Genomic DNA, 19,824 nt, shown 5'->3' with positions numbered 1-19,824 from the left:
AGGGATTCAATGATCACAGGCAGCATTGTTGCGATTGTTTCGCCGATGTTTGAAGACGGCTCGCTGGACTATGACAGCTACCGGAAACTCATCGACTGGCATATTCAGGAAGGCACCGACTCCATCGTGGCTGTTGGCACCACCGGCGAGTCGCCCACCGTGGACGTGGAAGAGCACGGTGAGTTGATTCGCGTGGCGGTTGAGCAGGCTGCGGGGCGAATCCCGATCATCGCGGGGACCGGCGGCAATTCCACCACCGAGGCCATCGAGCTGACCGAATACGCCCGAAAAGTGGGTGCAGCCGCCAGTTTGCAGGTGGTTCCGTATTACAACAAGCCGACCCAAGAGGGCATGTACCAGCATTTCCGCAAGGTGGCCGAATCGGTCGATTTGCCGGTGGTGCTGTACAACGTGCCTGGCCGTACTGTGGCCGACTTGTCCCACGAAACCGTGGTGCGCCTAAGCCAGGTGCCCGGCATTGTGGGCATCAAAGAGGCCACTGGCAACCTGGAACGTGGTGCCTGGCTTGTTCGAGATTGCAGCGAGAATTTTGCAGTGTACAGTGGCGATGACCCCACTGCCGTCAACTTGATGTTGATGGGTGGCAAAGGCAACATTTCGGTGACGGCCAACGTGGCCCCGCGCGTTATGCACGAACTGTGTGCAGCCGCCATGGCAGGTGACGCGAAAAAGGCGCACGCGCTGAATTTGTCGTTGTTGGACCTGCACAAAGCGATGTTCTGCCAAGCCAACCCAATCCCCGTCAAATACGCTTTGGCCAAGATGGGCAAGATGGCGCCCGGAATACGCTTGCCTCTGACTCGACTGGAATCGAATTATCACGCTGCAGTGGATGCCGCCTTGCGCGCGCATCGACTGATTGACTGAAGATTGACTGAAGGCTGCTTCTGACATGGAATTGATTGTGAACCGACCATTGAAACAATTGGTATTGGTGGCCGCGATGGCTGCGTTGGCTGGCTGCTCCACCTATACAAACATGGTGGAAGGCCAAAAAGTGGCGTACAAAACAGCCGAAAAACGGGAATCTGGTCTGGATGTCCCGCCTGATTTGACCGCCCAGTCTGCCGACGAACAGTTTTTGATTCCCGGTGAGTCGGCCAGCGGCGCGGTGTCTGCATCGTCGTATTACAACAATCGGGCCAATGGTGGTGTGGTGGCCGGCGGACGGGTTGCCAAGTCTGAACCCGTGCTGATCTCGACCTCAGACGTCAAAATCAAAAAGACCGGCAACGTGCGTTCCCTGGAAGTGAAAATGCCGCCCGAGCAGTTGTGGCCCAAGCTGCGTGAGTTCTGGAAGGAAAATGGTTTTGAGTTGTCCACCGATGACCCAAAAATCGGCCTGATGGAGACCAACTGGGCCGAGAACAGAGCCAACATTCCCATGGATGGTATTCGCAAGGTCATTGGTCGTGTGTTTGACGGCATGTATTCCAGCAATCAGCGGGATCGCTATCGCACCCGGGTTGAGCCCACTGAAACCGGTGTGGAGGTATTCATCACGCACCGTGGCATGGAAGAAAACTACACCGACAAAAGCCAAACCACCCTCCAGTGGATGAACCGTCCCGAAGACCCGGAGCTGGAAGCGGAAATGATGAACCGCCTGATGGCCAAACTGACTGGCGATGAGCAGGCCGCCAAGGATGCCGGACGTGCGGTTGGTCAGCAACTCATCACCGTTCAGAAAGACGCCAACGGCGCCGCCATTGTATTGGCCGAGAACTTCCCATCGGCATGGCGCCGGGTTGGGTTTGGTTTGGATCGCGCAGGCTTTATTGTCGAGGACCGCGACCGCGCCAACGGTGTGTATTACGTCAAGTACACCCCTGACTCCGCCTCGGCTGAGAAGAAAGACAGCGGATTTTTCGGCAAGTTGTTCGGTGGAAGCGATTCAGGCACCAAAAACCTGAAAGCAGACCAGCGCTTCCAGGTGGTGGTGGCCACTCAAACGGACAAGTCCACGTCTGTGAAATTCACGTCCGAGCGTGGCACGTCGATCGATCCCAAACTGTCTGAAGAGGCCTCCAACCGCTTGGCTGCCAAGTTGCGTCAATAAGCGGCGCTTGTTCACGCATTGACCATGATTCGATTTTGCAGTTTGGGCAGTGGCAGTGAAGGCAATAGCTGGCTGTTTGAATGTCGTCAGGGTGAGCGCCCAGTCCGCCTGATGGTGGACTGTGGCTTTGCGGTCAAAGAAACCGTTGCCCGATTGGGACGGATCGATTTGGAGCCTGAGTCGATCGACGGCATTGTGGTCACTCACGAGCATGATGATCACATTGGCGGCGTGTTCAAATTCAGCCGAAAGTTTGGAACACCGGTCTTTCTGACCCACGGCACGTGGCGTGCCGCGTTGCGCTCCAAGCTCACCGTGCCAGAGTATCTCGACACAGGACGTGTCAGGCTCATCGACAGCCACACACCCTTCAAAGTCGGCTCACTTTCACTGCACCCGTTTCCAGTGCCGCATGATGCGGCTGAACCCGTTCAGTTGTTGATTGAATCGGAAGCTGGTTTTACCGTCGGAATTTTGACGGATTGTGGCAGTTCCACGCCGCATTTGGTCCGCATGTTGGACCGCGCGCATGCGTTGATTTTGGAGTCCAACCACTGTCCCGACCGCTTGGCCACATCCCCCTACCCAGAAAGCCTCAAAAGGCGTGTGGGCGGCGATTACGGCCATTTAAGCAACCAAGTGGCCTGTGACATCCTCAGTCAGCTTAATTCGGGGCGATTGCAGCGTGTGGTCGCGGCGCATTTGAGCAAAACAACCAATTGCCCAACCGTGGTGCAAAGCCTTTGGGAAGCGGTTCTAAAACCGCGTGGGATTCCGTTCAGCATTGCGGCGCAGGACGATGGTCTGCACTGGGTCGAATTAAGTTCCAATTCAAACTCCAATTTCACTGAAACGGTGTGATGGCTTCAGGCATAAAAAAACCCCGAGGTAAACCTCGGGGTTTTTGTGTTCTCTGCTGAGAACTGAAGAATTACTTCTTCTCTTCTGCAGGAGCGGCAGCAGGAGCAGCAGGAGCTTGCTCAGCAGCAGGAGCGGCAGCAGCAGGTGCTGGCTCAGCAGCAGGAGCGGCAGGAGCGGCAGCAGGAGCAGCTTGCTCAGCAGCAGGAGCTGCAGGAGCGGCTTCTTCTTTCTTGCCGCAAGCGGCCAGAGCAACAGCGAACAGGGAAGCGATCAGAATCGAGTTTTTCATGTTTATTCCTTTTGGGGTCACGAAATGGACGCTTGTTTAAGGCGCCGTTTATTGAGTAAATAGGCTCCCAAGAGAACCCAGAATCACCCAGTTTCCTATCGGGTGTTCAAGCACTCGACCGGGAAAACTTTGCAAATTCTATCGAATAGCCCGTTAAATTCAAGTCATTCTTCCGACCAAATTTTCGAGACTAAACTCTATTGACTTTGCACAGTCGTTCCGAATTTTAAATGAATTCACTTAATTTAGGGTTTCTACCCAACCTGCTTTTGCAAATCCAATTAAAAAATATTGAAATTCTTTGTCTTGAAGTGCTGAATTTGCCGCATTGGCGTCCATTTCATGTTCATTTGCCAGCACTTGCAGCAACTTCATGCAGGATGGTGTTTTTGGTGCGATCGCCTCTCCGTTGATGAAGCACAGCCCGTCGCTGAACAACATTTTGGTTTTCATCGACAAAGCGATTCCACGGGCCTTCAGAACGTCCAAAATTTCTGAAGGAGACATGTCTTCAGTGTTGTGTGCAAAATACACATGTGGTTTGGGTTCGGTCAGCAAACAACCCAGGCTTTTCTGAATCTGACTGGCGTCCGGCCTGAATTCAGCCATCAATCGTTGACCAAATTGAATCAAGTCGGTGGGAAGCTCTGCGGGTGTTTGGCACAGGCCACGTCGTGGGTCTGAAAACAGTTGGGTTTTTAATGCAGTGTTTTGTTCAACAGCATCGGCAAAGTCGCGCAGCAAGCCGGCCAATACCTCGGCATGCGTGGGGGCACGAAAGCCAACGCTCAGCGTACTGCAAACACCTTCGGCAATGCCTTCATGCCCATAATTGGGGGGCAGATACAGCATGTCACCGGGTTCCAGTACATATTCTTCGGTCGGTTCGAAGCCCTCGAGAATCTTCAGCGGTGTATCGGTTCGAAGCCGTGCTTCTTTCAACGGGCCAATTTTCCAGCGGCGAGTGCCGTGCATTTGAAGCAAAAACACATCGTAGGAGTCGTAGTGGGGGCCCACGCCACCTTGGTCGCTGGCCAGGCTCAACATCACGTCGTCCAGGCGTGCGTCGGGAATGAAGCGGAACTGGTGCAGCAATTCATAAGCCTCGGGCAGCACCTGGTCAATGCCTTGAATCAACACCGTCCAGCCCTTGGTTTTCAGGGAGGGCAATTTTTCGAAAGGCCCTTGTTGCAGCGTCCAGTCTTTGCCCTTTTGTTGAATCAGTCGGCTTTCAATGTCTTCGTCCGAGGCCATCTCGGCGATGGTGTCCAGGTCGCACAGCGGCTCGAAGTCGGGAAATGCAGCCCGGAATAAACGAGGGCGAACATGCCAGTCTTCGTTCATGAAGGTTTCGACGGGCAGTCCGGACAAATGGGTGAGGGCAGGGTTCATGGTCTGGTTCAATCGCAGTTGACCCGATGGCACAGGGCGATCCGGGTGTGGAATTAAGGCGTATCATAGGCCACCTTGACAGCGGCGCTGTGCGTGCGCGCTTTAATTTTCGGAGTTTTGGCAATGAATGTAGAACAGGGCATGGTGGTCACCGTGGATTTTGAGTTGCGCGATGCGCAGGGTGAAGTCATTCAACCCCATGGTGGCGAGCCCATTGTTTACCTGCAGGGCGGGGAGCACGAGGTGTTTCCCAAGCTTCAAGAGGCGCTGGAGGGCAAGGTGGTCGGCGAGGAGGTGTTCATTCAACTGGAGCCCGAGGACGCCTTTGGTGATTTTGACCCTGACTTGATGCGGATTGAGTCCATCGAGAATTTTCCGGAAGAATTGAGCATCGGCATGCAATTGGAAGAAATGCCGGTGGACGACGAGATGTCACCCGACGAACTGGCCAGTGAAGAAAACACCGGGTTTGGGCGGGTGTGGACAGTCACCGACATTGCCGATGGCAAGGTGGTGTTGGATGGCAACCACCCGCTGGCGGGCATGGCCTTGCGCTACCACCTGAAGGTGACCGACATTCGGCCTGCAAATGAAGAGGAAAAGGCCAACGGCGCCGCAGCACAGTCGCTGTTCTCGGTGGCCCCCAATCCCGATGCACACAAACTGAATTGATGGAGGTCAGTTGGGGTTGTCCGCGTGCATCAGGATGCTTTCTGCCAGGAATGGTTTTGATTTGCCAGGGGTCACCGTCACTTTCACCCACTGGTTGGTGAACGGATGGCCCCAGCCCTCCACCCGGTAGATGAGGGCATTCACTTCAGGTGTTGCACCATACTTGCTTAAATCGGGTTGATCCCACCGGTACCGGTGCGTGTCACCATGCGCGATCAACACCGGGCGATGTGTGTTGGCCGCAAACTGCACCAATCGTTTCATGAGCGGCTCATAACCGTCTGGTCGCACCAACATTCTGTCCATGCTGAATGGCGTGCCCGACCCATCCAGTGGGTCGCCTTGAAAGGCAATCACGGTTTCGGTGGGCGCATCGTCTTTTTTAAATAATTGTTCTGCTTCGGCAAGCCAGGCATCCACGGCTTGTTGGCGGATGTTGAACAGCCTCTGCACCTCTTCATCGCGCAGCCCACGTGAGCTGGGGTTGACCAGGTCGTTGTTGCTGCCAGGAATGTTCAGTGTGACAAACAAGGTGGTGCCTTGTTGCCACATGAAATGCTCTGGAAAGCCCAGGGCCGTTTGCTGGCGCACCTTGAATGCCGCTTTGCCCAAGGTTAGCGGTTTGGTGTAAACCTGTTTTCTCAGAAAGGTGAGCCGCTCTTGGGGGTCGAAACTGCCATTGCTGTCGCGGTGGCAATCGGTCCATTCATTGTCGCCAGGCACCAGCACCAGCGCCTTTTGCGTCTTTTTCAATTGATTCAGACGGTGCTTGATCAAGCCATCGGTGCACAGCTCACTGCCACCTTTGATGTCGCCCACATGCAGAATCCATTCAATGTCGCTGCGACTGTCCAACTCTTTCAGAATGGCATCCAGCGCTTTTTCTTGGGATGGGTTGTAGGGTTGGTCGCCAATCAGTGCAAACGAAAAGGGTGGATTCAACAATCGCTGAATCTGTTCACTGGCCTTCTCCAGCAGTACTTTGGCTGGGCTCACCGATTGAGCCTCACCATCATTGCTTGTTTTGCCCTGGGCCAACACTGGGCCAACAGCCCAGAGCAAACAGCCCAACAAGGCAATGGTGTGTCGAACATTGAGCAAATGGCGCATGTTGATGGTGGGTGAGGTCAAATCAATTGCTGTTGTAGACCTTTGAGGTGAAACAAAAGTTGCAGTGCATCGCGCGGTGACAAGTCGTCCGGGTCCACTTCGGCCAGTTTCTCCAGAATCAGCCCGATTTCTTCGGGCAAGGCTGGTGTGTTCGGCTGGGCAGGGGGCGGCGTATCAAACAGACCCACCTGTGCATGGTCGGTGTGCTGGGCAGCCTCCAGTTTTTCAAGTCGCTTTTGCGCGTTTTTCACCAACAACGCGGGCAGCCCTGCCAGTTTGGCCACTTGAAGACCGTAACTCTGGCTGGCAGGCCCAGCTTCGACCCGGTGTAAAAACACGAGCTTGCCCTGGTGTTCGGTGGCTGACAGGTGCAAGTTGAAAACGCCGTCCTGCTCGGTGGCCAGTTGTGTGATTTCGAAATAGTGTGTGGCAAACAGGGTGAGGCATCGGTTGTGTTGTGCCAATCGTCGCGCAATTTCCCACGCCAGCGATAGACCATCGAAGGTTGAGGTGCCACGCCCGATTTCATCCATGATCACCAAACTTTGCGCAGTGGCTTGGCGGACAATGGTGGCGGCCTCGGTCATTTCCACCATGAAAGTTGAGCGGCCACCGGCCAGGTCGTCGGAGGCACCGATGCGGGTGAATATCCGGTCCAGAATGCCGATCTGCGCATGGTCGGCCGGCACGAATGAACCCATGTGGGCCAGTAGCGCAATCAAGGCGGTTTGGCGCATGTAGGTGCTTTTACCGCCCATGTTGGGGCCTGTGATGAGCGCCATGGATTTGCCCGGGTGCAATTGGCAATCATTGGGTGTAAACACTTCCACCTGTTGCTCAATGACCGGGTGGCGACCGCGTTGAATGTCCAGCACGGGGTGGTTGACCATGTGCGGACGTGACCAGCCCGCGTCAAATGCAACGGTGGCCAGGGCACACAGGGCATCCAGCTCGGACAATGCCCTTGCACAGCGCTGCAGGCTGGGTGTGAACGGGTCCAACCAGGCCAGCAACTGGTCATAAATGACTTTCTCAAGGCTCAGCGCGCGGTCCTTCGCTGACAGCGCCTTTTCCTCAAACGCTTTCAGCTCGGCGGTGATGTAGCGCTCAGCATTTTTCATGGTTTGCCGACGTGTGTAGTGCGCGGGCACTTTGTCGGCTTGCGCAGTGGACACCTCGATGTAAAAGCCGTGGACGCGGTTGAATTCCACCTTGAGGTTGGCAATGCCGGTGGCCTCTCGCTCTTGTCGCTCCAGCTCGATCAGGAACTGGCCACTGCCGGTTTGAATGTCCCGGAGTTCGTCCAGCTCGGCGTGGTAACCAGCCGCAATCACGCCGCCATCGCGGATGAGGGCGGGTGGGTTGTCGTCCAAGGCGGCTTGAAGCTCGGCCAGCAAAGCGGGTGGAAATTGCAGGGCGCTGCAGGTGTTTTCAAACACGGCTGGCCTGTTGTCGAGGTGCTCGCAGTGTTGGTGCTGCGCATCCAGCGATGTCAGCAACTGGTGGATAACCGGCAACAGGGCCAGGCTGTCCCGCAGCGCCAGCAGGTCGCGCGGTTTGGCACTTTGCAAGGCAATTCGGCTGCTGATGCGTTCCATGTCGCACAGGCGGCGCAACTGCCGGGTGAGTTCCATGCACACTGGTTCGGCGCTGTCGCTGCGCAGCGTTTGCAGGCGTTCAATGCTGGTTTGCCGTTGTTCAATCGCTTGCAGGCTGCGCAAGGGTTCCAGCACCCACTGCCGAAGCCGCCGTGCCCCCATGGCACTGCCGGTTTTGTTGAGCCGGGAAAACAGGGTGGGAGCTGGGTCGCCACGCAGGGTTTCGGTCAACTCCAGGTTGCGCCGTGCTGCGTCGTCTAACACCAGGAAATCACTGCCGTGTTCCACCTGGATGTCTGACAGGTGTTTGAAGGTGTCCACATTCAGGTGGGTTTCCTTCGCGTACTGCAGTGCGGCGCCCATGGCGGGAATGGCCAATTGGGCTTTGTCGAGCTCCAGGCTGTCCAGGTTGGCGGCTTGCAGCACGCTTTTGAGGTGGTTTTGGGCAAAGCCGGCGTCGAAGTGCCAGGCAGGCCGTTCAATGGGGCGTTGAATGCCTGCCTGCGTGGCCAAATTTCGGTTGTTCACCAAAATTTCGGCGGCATTGAATCGGCTGATGTGGGCATTCAAACCCGCTTGATCGCATTCCAGCAGGCGAATGCTGCCCGCAGACAAGGCCATGCAGACCACACCCCATTGGTGCCCGTCTTCAGAATACAGGGCCAACAGGGTTTTGTTTTCCTGGTCGGGCAGCAGGGTGCTTTCGGTGAGTGTGCCCGGTGTGACCACGCGGGCCACGCGCCGCTCCATGGGGCCTTTGGTTTGGCCCGGCGTGCCCACTTGCTCGCAAATGGCCACTGAATGCCCCAGCGCCACCAACTTGGCCAGGTATTGGTCGGCAGCATGAAATGGCACACCGGCCATGGGAATGGGCTGCCCAGCCGACTGACCACGGTGGGTCAGGGTGATTTGAAGCAATTGGGCTGCGGTTTGGGCGTCTTCAAAAAACAACTCGTAGAAGTCGCCCATGCGGTAAAATAACAGTTTGTCAGGGTAGCTGGCCTTCAGCGTGAGGTACTGCTGCATCATCGGCGTGTGGTTTTCAAAGGCCGATGGGGTGTTCAGGGCGCTTTCGCTGTTGTTCACAGTGCGTTCAGTCACGTTGCGGATGCCTCGCAGGCGAACTGCTTACTTGAAACTCAACAGGTACTGGAGCGCTTTGGGGTTGCCGGCCACCGCATTGCCGCTGTCCATGTAGTCGCAATTGCCTTGCGGATCGGTGATGAGGCCACCCGCTTCGGACACCAACAACACGCCAGTGGCCAGGTCCCAGGGTTTTAGCCCGAAGCACAAGTAACCATCCAGGCGTCCACAGGCCACGTAGGCGAGGTCGAGTACTGCAGAGCCCGACTTGCGAATGCCCGCTGTGCTTTCCGTCAATGCCAGCATTTTTTTCTTCACGTCCTGCGAGCCTTCGCTCACCCCACTGGGGAACGCAAAGCCGACCAGAAACTCGTTGGGTTTGCTGCGCTTGGACACACGAATGCGACGGTTGTTGAGGAAAGCACCTTCCCCTTTGGAGGCGGTGAACAGGTCGTTGGTGGCCGGGTTGTAGACCACCGCCTGTTGCACAACGCCCTGCACGCGCAAAGCGATGGCGATGGCATAGTGCGGGTAGCCGTGAATGAAGTTGGCTGTGCCGTCGATGGGGTCAATGATCCACTCGTGGTCGGAAGTGCCGGATGCGCCACTTTCCTCGGCTAGAATGGCATGGTCAGGAAAGGCTTGTTTCAGGACGTCAATGATGGCCGCCTCGGCAGCCTGGTCCGTTTCGGTCACAAAGTCGTTGGGGCCTTTGACGCCGACCTTGATCTGGTCCAGATCGAGTTCCGCCCGGTTGATGATTTTTCCAGCGGCGCGAGCGGCTTTAACCGCCACGTTCAACATCGGGTGCATGGCCTATCCTTCGAAGTCTAAATGTCATTTAACCCACCATTATAGATGAGCCTAGCCAATTCCCTTGCCAGCATTTCGATTGTTCTTGTAAAAACCAGCCATCCGGGCAATGTTGGGTCGGTGGCGCGGGCCATGAAAACCATGGGACTGGGCGATTTGAGGCTGGTCAGTCCCCGGTTTGACGACATTGCGTCGCAGGAAGAGGCCATTGCACTGGCCAGTGGGGCCGTAGATGTGCTGCAACAAGCCCGCGTCTACAACAGCTTGCCGGAAGCACTGTATGACTGTCACCGCTCGTATGCCTTGTCAGCGCGCATGCGGGAATTGGGGCCCCTGCTGCAAAGCCCGGCGGTGGCGGCAGCCGAAGTGTTTGAGGCACACGTCACCAGATTGAAGAGTGCGTTTGTGTTTGGCGCTGAGCGAACCGGCCTGACCAATGAGGAACTGCAGCAGTGCAACCGGCAGGTGTACATCCCGTCCAATCCGGTTTACAACTCGCTGAACCTGTCGCAGGCTGTTCAAATTGTTTGCTATGCCTTGCGCGTGGAAGGTGAGTTGCGCGAGGGTGCCGATGTTCCGCAAGTGCCAAATCCGGAAAAGCGTTCAGCGCCTGTGGTGAATCTGGCAACCGCAGAGGCAGTTGCCCAATTGCAGGCCCATTGGTTGACCGCCATGGAACGGGTGGATTTTCTCAACCCGGACAGGCCAAAGAAGCTGATTCAGCGCTTGACCCGTTTGTTGGGCAAAGCGCAGCTGGAACAGGAAGAGGTGGACATGTTGCGGGGGTTTTTGAGCGATGTGGTCCGCGTGGCCGATGGGCGGCTTTACCCCCATGAAGCGGAGCGCCAGCAGTCGCGCAGCGAGTGATGCTGGTACACTGCCCAATTCGATTCAACCATTCACTACCGGCACGCCATGTGGGTTCGCATTCAGGAAGACATTGACAACATTCTCAAAAAAGACCCCGCTGCACGCGGTCGTCTGGAGGTGTTGTTGTGCTACCCGGGCTTGCATGCACTGATTTGGCACCGCATGGCCCATGCCTGCTGGGGCAGGGGCATGACCACCCTGGCGCGTTTTTTATCGCATTTGGGGCGCTTTTTCACCGGGATTGAAATTCATCCGGGGGCCACGATTGGTCAGCGGGTGTTTATTGACCATGGTATGGGCGTGGTCATTGGCGAAACAGCGGTGATTCAGGACGATTGCACGATATACCAAGGTGTCACGCTGGGGGGAACCTCACTGGAGCAAGGCAAGCGTCACCCCACGCTGGAACGCGGTGTGGTGGTGGGCGCTGGTGCCAAAGTGTTGGGGCCATTCACGGTGGGTGAGGGCGCAAAAATCGGCTCGAACGCGGTGGTGACCAAACCGGTTCCGGCGGGTGCCACGGCGGTGGGCAACCCGGCCCGCATGATTGTGAAAGACGAGGCCAATGCGCAGTCGGGCGAAGCCAGCGGTGCAGTCAAAACCAAAGCGGAATTTTCAGCGTATGGCGTCTCCAAAAATGGCGATGATCCCTTGATCAAAGCCATTCATGGGTTGATCGATCAGGCCATTGTGCAGCAGCAACGGATTGAGCAACTGGAGCGTTCACTGGCTGACCGGTCTGCGGTTGATTCGTCTGCGGTAAACGCCAGTTCGGGCTCATCGGTTGAGCCTGTTTCCAGGGACTGTGAGGAACTGAAAGCGCTCAATAAGTTGGTGGACGATTAAACCGTCCAAGGGTTAATTGAACACGGTGAGCGTGTACGAGCCGTTGGGTTGGATGTTCAAAAAGCCGCCCTTGGATTGACCGGGGTCCGGTGTGTCGAAATTCCAGTCGGGCAACACAATTCGAAGGCCATCGGTCAACTGACCCGTTTGTGTCCCTGTATTTGCTTGCTGTTCAGCCCGGTGCACAGCACAGCGGTGCGTGTGGCCGTGAATCATGACCTGGCAAGGTCCAATGTAATCGCCATCTGGCCAGCGTCCACCAAAGGCAGCTTGAACGGCCTGCAGGTTTACATCTTGAATGGACAGCGCGCTGTTGGCTTTGTGTTCTTTGCTTTCCTGCCGTATGGTTTTGGCCAATGCCATGCGATGGGCCAGTGGCTGGCCAAGCAGGCGCTCTTGCCAATCAATGTCCCTGCTTTGTCGTCGAAAGGCTTGGTAGGCTGTGTCATCCGTGCACAGGGCATCACCGTGGGTCAGCATCACCACCCGTCCGGCAATGTTCAAAAATTCCGGGTCGGGTTGAAGCGTCATCCCGCAACGCTCTGCAAAATCCTCCCCCAATAAAAAATCCCGGTTGCCATGCAGGAAGGACACCTGCGCGCCAGCGGCAACCGCGCTGCGGACGGCCTTTTCAAACCGCATGGTGCAGTCGTCCGAGTAATCGTCGCCGTACCAAACCTCGAAAACATCACCCAGCAGCCAAATGACGGCATTTTCTGTGGCTATACCCGCCAGCCAGTGCTCAAAGGCCTGCATTGTGCGCGGCGTGTGTGTGGACAGGTGAAGGTCAGAGGCGCAGTACAGCGTGGAACGATCGGGTAATTCAATCACGGTGATTTAAGTCGAGCTGTATGTGGTTGTCTCGGGATGATACAAAAAAGCCTCCGACCAGCGGAGGCTTTTTTTGAGTGGAATACCGGTAAATTACAGCACTTCGACACTCTGGATCACCACGTCTTCGGCTGGCACATCCTGATGAAAACCTTTGGATGTGGTGCGCACAGTCACAATCTTGTCAACAACGTCCGTGCCTTCGGTGACTTTGCCAAACACGCAATAGCCCCAACCCTGGGGTGTTGGGCTCTTGAAGTTCAGAAATTCGTTGTTTTCCGTGTTGATGAAAAACTGAGCGGTGGCCGAGTGCGGGTCGTTGGTTCGTGCCATTGCAACCGTGTACTTCTCGTTTTTCAGGCCGTTGTTGGCTTCGTTTTTAACGGGGTCCTTGGTGGGTTTCTGTTTCATGCCGGGTTCGAAACCGCCGCCCTGAATCATGAAACCATTGATGACACGGTGGAAAATGGTGTTGCTGTAAAAACCACTTTTGGCGTATTCCAGAAAGTTGGCCACAGTGGCCGGTGCCTTTTCAGCATCCAGAGTGATGGTGATGTCACCGAAATTTGTTTTGAGTTTGACCATGGGTTTCTTGCCTGCCTTAGCAAAAGCCGTTGATATTGTTGAGGTACCGATGCTAACAGCAAATGCCGTCATCAGCGACCACTTGAGGAGAGTTCTTTTGCTGTCTTGCACAGGGTTTTCCTTACGCTTCAGAGTTTTTCGGTGTCTTCCTGGACGATTTGCCAGCGTGTGCCAACCTTCATCCAGTATTGCTGTTTTCGAACCTCGCCCGATACACGGTCTTCCTGCTTGAACGAGACCCACATCATGTCGTTTTTCTCGCTGGGGTAACGCATCATCGTCAGGTCGTTGATCTTGATGGATCCAAAACCTTTTGCGTCCAGGTGCTTGCTGCGTTGCCAGGCACGCAGGTCCTGGCCATCAATACGCACCTCGCTAGAGTAATGGCTCAGCCCTTTGGTCAAACCCTTTTCAAGGTCGTCTTTCCAGGCTTTCAACACCCGAATCGACGCCTTGCGCTGGCTTTGCCAAACGTCCTGCGGAACAAAATCAAGCCGCTCGGCAATCACCACCTGGGTGTTGCCGACCCGCACGAATTGTTTCAGGGCCAGTAGGTCCTGGTTGGCCAACACCACACAGCCGTCGCTGGCTTTGGGTGGTCGGCTCACATAACTTTTTGGCATGCCATGCAACCAAATGCCGTTGCCCGTTTTGCCCAAGCGCTTGTCCCATGGGTTGGGGTAGTTGATGGGCAGGGCAATGGGGCCGTAGAACTCGCCCAACTTCTCTTTGGGCAACAGCTCGGTGATGGTGTAAACACCAATGGGTGTGCGTTTGTCGCCCTCTTTACTTTTGACTGCCCCCATGCGGCCTTGGGAAATATAGAAATCCGTGACCAGTCTGGGGTAAGGGAATGCGTTTTCGTACAGAAACAGGCGGGAGCGGGAGGTGTCTACCAAAATCACGTACTTTTGATCGCTGTCGAGCTCCACCAGCTCTGCTGGCAACAGATCGCGTTTGGGCCGGTCCCGAACGGCTCGAAAACGGGCCACCGCCTCGGCCTTCAGGTCGGCCAGGTCATCCTGCTTGGACTTGGGTACATTCGGAATGTCGCCAATGCTGCGGACCATGCGGCCCGCTTTCATGGACAAAATGTCACCACGAATCATGTGGCCAAGGTGAAAATTGGGGAAGTCGGCCAGCAGGCGGTCGGTCAACTGCAGCGCTTTGTCCAGTTGGTTTGCACTCAAGGCCAGGTAGATGTCTTCAACCGCGGTGTCGATGACCGGCCGATAACCCTGGCGATCAAACAGTTGTCCAGCCAAGGCCTTGGAGCCAGCCTGTGCATCGGCATAACCAGCCACCTCGAAGGCACCTTCCTTGGACTCAACAAAGCTGGGCGCTGCGGTCAGCCCCCAGAACAGCAAAGGTGCCATCAATTTGATGCCCTTGCTCCAGTGTCGCCAAGTCCTGCTGAAGAACCGCATTTAGCCTCCTACACGCTCGCTGGTGATGCGCCATGCGCCGTTTTCCAGCTTGAGTGTCAAGGTTTTGTTGGACACGTTGTTCAGCCGGTTGGAGAAATAGCTTTGCTTGAATTTCACCGTGGCTTCGTCACCCGAGATGGTGATGAGCGGGTTGTCGACGACCACGCGGATGGATTCTTTACCAACGATGCGCTGCTCACGCATTTTTTCCCAGTTTTCGCGGCTCATCTTCCCGGGGGTGTCGAAATCCTGGCTGTAAGAGGCCAGATAGGTCTTGATGTCTTGCTCGGTCCATGCTTTGGCCCAGCGTTCAACCGCGTTCAGCACCTCAGTGTCGGTACCCAATGTTGGTTTATTGCTTGGCTTTTCTTTCCCGGGTGTGCTGGCGGAAATACTGGGCAGCGTGGTAGCTGCTGCTGCCACAGTGGCTGCAGCGGCGGGTACCTTGGCTGTTGCGGTCACAATGGGCGCCACGGGTGCTGGTGTTGGCGCAGGCTCGGGCGCAGCTGCGGGGGCGGGTGTTGGAGCGGGTGTTGGTGCAGCAGCCGCAGCCACGGTGGTTTTGCCCTTGGCGGTGTTAACCGGTGTGGCGGCAGCCAGGGTATCCGGCGTTTTGCCTGCAATCAGGTTGCGCACCAGCGCCAGCTTGGTTTGTGCGGTCTGGTTGCGCCCGTCCAGTTGGAGTGCCTTGTCGTAAGACTGAGACGCCAGCTTGGCATACACATCACCCAGGTTTTCATGCGCGGTTGCATAGCTGGGGTGGGTACGAATGGCCATTTCCAGGGCTTCGCGCGCCTTTTCATAGTCACCCCGGCCAGCGTACAACACAGCCAGGTTGTTGTATGGCTCGGGCAGTTCCGGGTAATCCTCGGTCAACTTGGTGAAAATGGTGATGGCTTCGTTGGTTTTGCCACGCTCGGTCAGGATGAGGCCCTTCAGAAACCGCATTTGGGCGTCGTTGGGCCGGTTGGCCAAGTAAGCATCTGCCCTGGCGAGCGCACGGTCATATTGGTTTTGCTGGATCAGCTTGGACACTTCGTCTGCTTCATCGGCACGGCTGGGGCCGCCAGCCAGTGCCAATCCCATCAAGGCGCACACCAGCAGGGTTTTGGCGGTGTTGCGTGGCTTTTTGTGAGTGTTTGTCATTGTTGTTGTGTCCTGCATGCGATTCGCAAAAGGGTTGCCTCGAGATCTGAATGGGGTCCGGAAAACTCGGTAATCGGGTAATGATATACTCGGCGGCTATTGTAGCAAGCCCCAGAGCGGGTAGAGTGGGTGTTCACCAGACCGGTCACGGTTCAGTACATCCACGGAACTTTCAACGCATTCCAATGAAATCATCTTTCCAAATCTACAATTCGCTGGCCCGGGAAAAACAGGTGTTCGTGTCAATGACCCCCGGGCAGGTGCGCATGTACGTGTGTGGCATGACCGTGTATGACTACTGCCACTTGGGCCATGCCCGCGTCATGGTGGTGTTTGACTTGCTCAAGCGCTGGCTGCGCGCCCTCGGCTACACCGTCACCTACGTTCGTAATATTACCGACATTGATGACAAAATTATTCGCCGGGCCCTGGAAAACGGCGAATCCATCCGTGCGTTGACAGACCGCTTCATTCAAGCCATGCATGAAGACGCCGATGCCCTGGGCATTGAGCGTCCAGACCATGAGCCCAGGGCCACCGATTATGTGGCAGAAATGCAGGCCATGATTCAAACACTCATGGACAAGCGCTTGGCCTACCGGGACGATGCCGGCGATGTGAATTTTTCGGTACGGGCTTTTCCGCAATACGGGCGCCTGTCGGGCAAAAGCCTGGACGAATTGCGGGCTGGCGAGCGGGTGGGTGTGTCGGGGTCTAAAAACGATCCACTCGATTTTGTGTTGTGGAAAAGCGCCAAGGCCGATGAACCAGCCGATGCCAAATGGGCCTCACCATTTGGTGAAGGGCGCCCAGGCTGGCATATCGAGTGTTCAGCCATGAGCTGCAAACTGTTGGGCGACAACTTTGACATTCATGGCGGTGGTGCCGACCTGCAGTTCCCGCACCACGAGAACGAAATTGCGCAAAGCGTGGGTGCCAATGGGGGCGAATTTGCCCGGCACTGGATGCACAACGGCTTTGTTCGGGTGGTGACCGATGGCAAAGACGAAAAAATGTCCAAATCGTTGGGCAATTTCTTCACTATTCGCGACATTCTTCAGGTGGTTGATCCTGAAGTGGTTCGTTTTTTCATCCTTCGCGCCCAATACCGTAGCCCGCTGACCTATTCAGAAAGCCATGTGCACGATGCCAAGGCTGCCTTGGGCCGCTTGTACAAAGCCGTGGGGGATGTTGCCCCTGTTGCCCAGATTGACTGGAGCCTGGACTTCGAAAGCCGTTTTGCCCAGGCCATGAACGACGACCTCAACACCCCCATTGCAGTGGCGGTGTTGTTCGACATGGCCAATGAAGTCAACCGGGACAACAACCGTGAATTGGCGGCCCGACTGAAAGCATTGGCTGCACTGCTTGGCTTGCTGGGGCGTACCGGTGAGGCATTCCTGAAAGCATCGGTGGGTGAGCACGCGGGGTTGAGCGAGGCCGCCATTGAGGCCTTGATTGCCGAACGTGCCCAAGCCAAAGCCGATAAAAACTTCGCGAAAGCCGACGACATTCGGAAAAGCCTGCTGGAGCAGGGCGTTGCGCTGGAAGATGTGCGGGGTGGCCCCACCCAATGGCGACGCCTGTGAACCTCGACCCCCAAGCCCCCGATTACTGGCAGCAGGCCTGCGAGGCGTTGGCGCAGCGGCATGGGGTTTGGGCAAATCTGATTGAGCGCCACGCTGATCGGGCGTTGCGGTCTCGTGGGGCACCTTACGAAACCTTGCTGCGCTCACTGATTGGCCAGCAAATTTCTGTGAAGGCCGCCGATGCCGTGTGGGGCAGGGTGCTTGCAGCGATGGGTGGCTCTGCCGACAGTCAGCGCTTGTTGGCCTTGCCGGAGGACACCCTGCGGGCTGCAGGGCTGTCGCGGTCCAAAGTTGCGTATGCCCGCGCCCTGAGCGAATTTCACCAAGCCGGGCAGCTGGACCTTGCGGTGCTGGAAGCCCTGACCGACGATGAATGTTCTCGCCACCTGTGCACGGTAAAAGGCATTGGCCCGTGGACCGCGCAAATGTTCCTGATGTTTGGACTGCGCCGGCCCGACGTGTGGCCGGTGGATGACCTCGGTATTCAAAAGGGCTTGTCACGTCAATTTTTCAAGGGCGAGCCCATTACCCCCAAAGAAGCACTACAATTCGGGGAAAAATTACGACCCTGGCGAACCGTGGCTGCATGGTATTTGTGGCGCAGTCTAGACCCAGCCGTGGTCGATTACTAAGAGAACCTCATGAAGCAAACATTCCTGGATTTTGAGTCTCCCATCGCAGAGCTCAAGGGCAAAATTGAAGAACTGCGGCTGGTTCAAGATGGCTCAGCGGTCGACCTTTCTGAAGAAATCCGTCGCCTGGAAGCCAAGAGCGACCAACTGACCAAAGAGCTGTACGCCAAACTGAGCCCCTGGCAAGTGTCGCAAGTGGCCCGTCACCCCCAGCGCCCCTACACGCTGGACTACATTGAACACGCATTCACCGACTTCCATGAACTGCATGGTGATCGCCATTTTGCAGACGACCCATCCATTGTGGGCGGCTTGGCCCGGCTGGATGGCCAATCGGTGATGGTGATTGGTCACCAGAAGGGCCGTGATGTCAAAGAGCGCACCCACCGAAACTTCGGCATGTCACGCCCGGAGGGTTACCGCAAAGCCTTGCGCCTGATGAAAACTGCTGAAAAATTCGGCATTCCGATTGTGACCTTGGTGGATACCCCGGGCGCATACCCCGGCATTGATGCAGAGGAACGTGGGCAGTCGGAGGCCATCGGTCGGAATTTGATTGAAATGGCACAAATTGAAGTCCCGATTGTCAGTGCCATCATTGGTGAAGGCGGCTCGGGCGGTGCTTTGGCCTTGGCAGTGGCCGACCATGTCATCATGCTGGAATACGCCACCTACTCGGTGATTTCGCCCGAAGGATGTGCGTCCATTTTGTGGCGCAGTGCCGAGCGTGCGCCCGATGCAGCCGAGGCTTTGGGTATTACGGCCAAGCGCCTGCGTGACCTCAGCCTGATTCAGGAAATCGTGAAAGAGAGTTTTGGTGGTGCGCACCGTGACCACAAGGAAACGGCGCAAAACCTGAAGGCCTCAATCAAGGCAGCCCTGAATTTGCTCACCACCTACCAAACCAAAACCTTGTTGGATGCCCGGCACGACCGCTTGATGAGTTATGGCCACTTCAAGGTGGTTCAGACATCTTGAGCCAAGCACCGTCGGACACGGCCCACCCGGTTCAACAGGCTGTACAGCGGTTCTTCCTGCTGTATGGTGAGCAACCCGCACTTCGAGAACGCATTGCGGTGGCTTTTTCGGGTGGGCTGGACTCCACCGTGTTGTTGCACGCCCTGCATGCCACGGGCCGACCGTTGCAGGCGCTGCATGTCAACCACGGTTTGCAAGCCGCAGCGCAGGCCTGGCCTGGCCACTGCGCCAATGTATGCAACGCCTGGAATATTCCGTTTGAATGCCTGACCGTGGCGGTTGAAAGCACAGGCCTCGGTTTGGAGGCCGATGCCCGGCAGGCGCGATACGCTTGCCTGCAAGCCTGGATGAGTGCCCATGGTCTGCCTGTGCTGGCCACTGCCCACCACCGGGATGACCAAATCGAAACAGTGTTGCTTCAATTGTTTCGGGGGTCTGGTGTTAAAGGCTTGGCGGGCATGCGGGCTTATGGTCCCATGGGCGTCAACCGTATTCAGGCTCAAGGGTTGAGCCTGATCCGCCCGTTGCTGGACTGCACCCGGGAAGAACTTGAATCGTATGCTGTACAGCATCGGTTGACATGGATTGAAGACCCCAGCAATGCAGACCCCTCTATACGGCGAAACTGGGTGCGGCGGGATTTGCTGCCTGCGTTGCGCACGCATTTTCCGCAGGTGGACCATGGGGTGTTGCAGTTGGCGCGCCACATTGCCGAGGAGGTTCAGGCCGAGGCCGTGGCCCAACAAGCCTTGGTGTTGACTTTGTGCGATGCGTCGCTGCAATTGAAACTGGCACCCTGGCGTCAAGAGACCCAAGCCACTCGGCTTGCGTTCCTCAAGCACTGGTTGGAGCAGGGGGGCGTGCGTTGCGGGCGTGAACCCTTGATTGAACTGGAACGCCAATTGATGGCCACTACACATGGGGGTGTGCGCCAAGTCACCTCTGGTTGGTCTGTGAAGGTGAATCGCGGCTTGGCACGGGTGCAGCGCGCAGCGTAAACCCGCTCAGCGGTGTGCTGCTGT

General features: G+C 56.4%; 19 protein-coding genes. 10 read left to right on the top strand and 9 right to left on the bottom strand.

The genetic code is table 11. From position 1 onward, the window contains the following. Positions 1-9 precede the first annotated feature (9 nt). Genes dapA through VGE55_RS09620 form a run of 3 tightly spaced genes read left to right on the top strand, consistent with a single transcriptional unit; the run spans position 10 to position 2,941 of the window. Positions 10-888, top strand: coding sequence for a 4-hydroxy-tetrahydrodipicolinate synthase (gene dapA / locus VGE55_RS09630; protein ID WP_331131473.1), 879 nt, complete (start codon positions 10-12; stop codon positions 886-888). Between the two features lie 25 nt (positions 889-913). Beyond that, positions 914-2,080, top strand: coding sequence for an outer membrane protein assembly factor BamC (gene bamC, locus VGE55_RS09625; RefSeq protein ID WP_331131472.1), 1,167 nt, complete (start codon positions 914-916; stop codon positions 2,078-2,080). Positions 2,081-2,104: 24 nt separating this feature from the next. Continuing rightward, the gene (locus VGE55_RS09620; RefSeq protein WP_331131471.1) at positions 2,105-2,941 is read left to right on the top strand and encodes an MBL fold metallo-hydrolase; all 837 of its coding nucleotides are present in this window, start codon (positions 2,105-2,107) and stop codon (positions 2,939-2,941) included. 70 nt (positions 2,942-3,011) lie between these two features. Here the strand turns inward: VGE55_RS09620 and VGE55_RS09615 are convergent, their stop codons facing one another. Both VGE55_RS09615 and VGE55_RS09610 read right to left on the bottom strand, forming a co-directional pair. Beyond that, positions 3,012-3,230 (bottom strand): hypothetical protein, encoded by a 219-nt coding sequence (locus VGE55_RS09615; protein WP_331131470.1) that lies wholly within the window; start codon positions 3,228-3,230, stop codon positions 3,012-3,014. A 240-nt stretch (positions 3,231-3,470) separates the two neighbouring features. After that, on the bottom strand, positions 3,471-4,622 hold the full coding sequence (locus VGE55_RS09610) for a cupin domain-containing protein (protein ID WP_331131469.1): 1,152 nt from the start codon (positions 4,620-4,622) through the stop codon (positions 3,471-3,473). Positions 4,623-4,745: 123 nt separating this feature from the next. Here VGE55_RS09610 and VGE55_RS09605 point away from each other — a divergent pair, with 123 nt between their 5' ends. After that, positions 4,746-5,294, top strand: coding sequence for a peptidylprolyl isomerase (locus VGE55_RS09605; protein WP_331131468.1), 549 nt, complete (start codon positions 4,746-4,748; stop codon positions 5,292-5,294). Between the two features lie 6 nt (positions 5,295-5,300). Here VGE55_RS09605 and VGE55_RS09600 read toward each other — a convergent pair whose 3' ends face one another. The 3 genes from VGE55_RS09600 to VGE55_RS09590 form a co-directional block, all read right to left on the bottom strand. Continuing rightward, entirely contained in the window at positions 5,301-6,425 is a 1,125-nt protein-coding gene (locus VGE55_RS09600; RefSeq protein WP_331131467.1) for a metallophosphoesterase, read from the bottom strand. After that, positions 6,422-9,031, bottom strand: a complete 2,610-nt coding sequence (mutS, locus tag VGE55_RS09595) for a DNA mismatch repair protein MutS (protein WP_331131655.1) — start codon at positions 9,029-9,031, stop codon at positions 6,422-6,424. The genes VGE55_RS09600 and mutS overlap by 4 nt, the downstream gene beginning before the upstream one ends. 99 nt (positions 9,032-9,130) lie before the next feature. Next, positions 9,131-9,898, bottom strand: a complete 768-nt coding sequence (locus VGE55_RS09590; RefSeq protein WP_331131466.1) for an inositol monophosphatase family protein — start codon at positions 9,896-9,898, stop codon at positions 9,131-9,133. 45 nt (positions 9,899-9,943) lie between these two features. Here VGE55_RS09590 and VGE55_RS09585 point away from each other — a divergent pair, with 45 nt between their 5' ends. Next, the gene (locus VGE55_RS09585; RefSeq protein WP_331131465.1) at positions 9,944-10,765 is read left to right on the top strand and encodes an RNA methyltransferase; all 822 of its coding nucleotides are present in this window, start codon (positions 9,944-9,946) and stop codon (positions 10,763-10,765) included. A gap of 48 nt (positions 10,766-10,813) precedes the next feature. Beyond that, positions 10,814-11,614: a serine O-acetyltransferase gene (gene cysE, locus VGE55_RS09580; RefSeq protein WP_331131464.1), complete on the top strand. Its 801-nt coding sequence runs from the start codon at positions 10,814-10,816 to the stop codon at positions 11,612-11,614. A 12-nt stretch (positions 11,615-11,626) separates the two neighbouring features. Here cysE and VGE55_RS09575 read toward each other — a convergent pair whose 3' ends face one another. From VGE55_RS09575 to VGE55_RS09560, 4 genes are all read right to left on the bottom strand, one after another. Then, the gene (locus tag VGE55_RS09575; RefSeq protein WP_331131463.1) at positions 11,627-12,445 is read right to left on the bottom strand and encodes a UDP-2,3-diacylglucosamine diphosphatase; all 819 of its coding nucleotides are present in this window, start codon (positions 12,443-12,445) and stop codon (positions 11,627-11,629) included. Between the two features lie 93 nt (positions 12,446-12,538). Next, entirely contained in the window at positions 12,539-13,030 is a 492-nt protein-coding gene (locus VGE55_RS09570) for a peptidylprolyl isomerase (RefSeq protein ID WP_331131462.1), read from the bottom strand. 128 nt (positions 13,031-13,158) lie between these two features. Continuing rightward, positions 13,159-14,457: a L,D-transpeptidase family protein gene (locus VGE55_RS09565; protein WP_331131461.1), complete on the bottom strand. Its 1,299-nt coding sequence runs from the start codon at positions 14,455-14,457 to the stop codon at positions 13,159-13,161. Beyond that, the gene (locus tag VGE55_RS09560; RefSeq protein ID WP_331131460.1) at positions 14,458-15,603 is read right to left on the bottom strand and encodes a L,D-transpeptidase Cds6 family protein; all 1,146 of its coding nucleotides are present in this window, start codon (positions 15,601-15,603) and stop codon (positions 14,458-14,460) included. It lies immediately after the preceding gene. Positions 15,604-15,788: 185 nt separating this feature from the next. Here VGE55_RS09560 and cysS point away from each other — a divergent pair, with 185 nt between their 5' ends. From cysS to tilS, 4 genes are read left to right on the top strand one after another with little or no spacing between them, the layout of a single operon-like run. Then, a complete protein-coding gene (cysS, locus tag VGE55_RS09555; RefSeq protein WP_331131459.1) occupies positions 15,789-17,192 on the top strand; it encodes a cysteine--tRNA ligase in 1,404 nt (467 codons plus the stop codon). After that, a complete protein-coding gene (locus tag VGE55_RS09550; RefSeq protein WP_331131458.1) occupies positions 17,177-17,824 on the top strand; it encodes a DNA-3-methyladenine glycosylase 2 family protein in 648 nt (215 codons plus the stop codon). The genes cysS and VGE55_RS09550 overlap by 16 nt, the downstream gene beginning before the upstream one ends. Positions 17,825-17,833: 9 nt before the next feature. After that, positions 17,834-18,802, top strand: coding sequence for an acetyl-CoA carboxylase carboxyltransferase subunit alpha (locus VGE55_RS09545; RefSeq protein WP_331131457.1), 969 nt, complete (start codon positions 17,834-17,836; stop codon positions 18,800-18,802). After that, complete coding sequence (gene tilS / locus VGE55_RS09540; RefSeq protein ID WP_331131456.1) at positions 18,799-19,800, top strand: tRNA lysidine(34) synthetase TilS; 1,002 nt, start codon at positions 18,799-18,801, stop codon at positions 19,798-19,800. Before VGE55_RS09545 ends, tilS begins: the two co-directional genes overlap by 4 nt. Positions 19,801-19,824 lie beyond the last annotated feature (24 nt).

It is taken from the genome of Limnobacter sp., from assembly GCF_036405155.1.
Taxonomy (GTDB): Bacteria; Pseudomonadota; Gammaproteobacteria; order Burkholderiales; family Burkholderiaceae_B; genus Limnobacter.
This window is presented reverse-complemented; position numbering and strand designations above follow the sequence as displayed.

What these genes read in the sequence shown, in the direction of transcription:
- VGE55_RS09605 (WP_331131468.1), top strand. Translation starts at nt 4,746, where the DNA reads ATGAATGTAGAACAGGGCATGGTGGTCACCGTGGATTTTGAGTTGCGC.
- bamC (WP_331131472.1), top strand. Translation starts at nt 914, where the DNA reads ATGGAATTGATTGTGAACCGACCATTGAAACAATTGGTATTGGTGGCC.
- VGE55_RS09610 (WP_331131469.1), bottom strand. Translation starts at nt 4,622, where the DNA reads ATGAACCCTGCCCTCACCCATTTGTCCGGACTGCCCGTCGAAACCTTC.
- dapA (WP_331131473.1), top strand. Translation starts at nt 10, where the DNA reads ATGATCACAGGCAGCATTGTTGCGATTGTTTCGCCGATGTTTGAAGAC.
- VGE55_RS09570 (WP_331131462.1), bottom strand. Translation starts at nt 13,030, where the DNA reads ATGGTCAAACTCAAAACAAATTTCGGTGACATCACCATCACTCTGGAT.
- mutS (WP_331131655.1), bottom strand. Translation starts at nt 9,031, where the DNA reads ATGATGCAGCAGTACCTCACGCTGAAGGCCAGCTACCCTGACAAACTG.
- VGE55_RS09620 (WP_331131471.1), top strand. Translation starts at nt 2,105, where the DNA reads ATGATTCGATTTTGCAGTTTGGGCAGTGGCAGTGAAGGCAATAGCTGG.
- VGE55_RS09585 (WP_331131465.1), top strand. Translation starts at nt 9,944, where the DNA reads ATGAGCCTAGCCAATTCCCTTGCCAGCATTTCGATTGTTCTTGTAAAA.
- VGE55_RS09565 (WP_331131461.1), bottom strand. Translation starts at nt 14,457, where the DNA reads ATGCGGTTCTTCAGCAGGACTTGGCGACACTGGAGCAAGGGCATCAAA.
- VGE55_RS09615 (WP_331131470.1), bottom strand. Translation starts at nt 3,230, where the DNA reads ATGAAAAACTCGATTCTGATCGCTTCCCTGTTCGCTGTTGCTCTGGCC.
- VGE55_RS09590 (WP_331131466.1), bottom strand. Translation starts at nt 9,898, where the DNA reads ATGCACCCGATGTTGAACGTGGCGGTTAAAGCCGCTCGCGCCGCTGGA.
- VGE55_RS09560 (WP_331131460.1), bottom strand. Translation starts at nt 15,603, where the DNA reads ATGACAAACACTCACAAAAAGCCACGCAACACCGCCAAAACCCTGCTG.
- VGE55_RS09545 (WP_331131457.1), top strand. Translation starts at nt 17,834, where the DNA reads ATGAAGCAAACATTCCTGGATTTTGAGTCTCCCATCGCAGAGCTCAAG.
- cysE (WP_331131464.1), top strand. Translation starts at nt 10,814, where the DNA reads ATGTGGGTTCGCATTCAGGAAGACATTGACAACATTCTCAAAAAAGAC.
- VGE55_RS09550 (WP_331131458.1), top strand. Translation starts at nt 17,177, where the DNA reads ATGGCGACGCCTGTGAACCTCGACCCCCAAGCCCCCGATTACTGGCAG.
- cysS (WP_331131459.1), top strand. Translation starts at nt 15,789, where the DNA reads ATGAAATCATCTTTCCAAATCTACAATTCGCTGGCCCGGGAAAAACAG.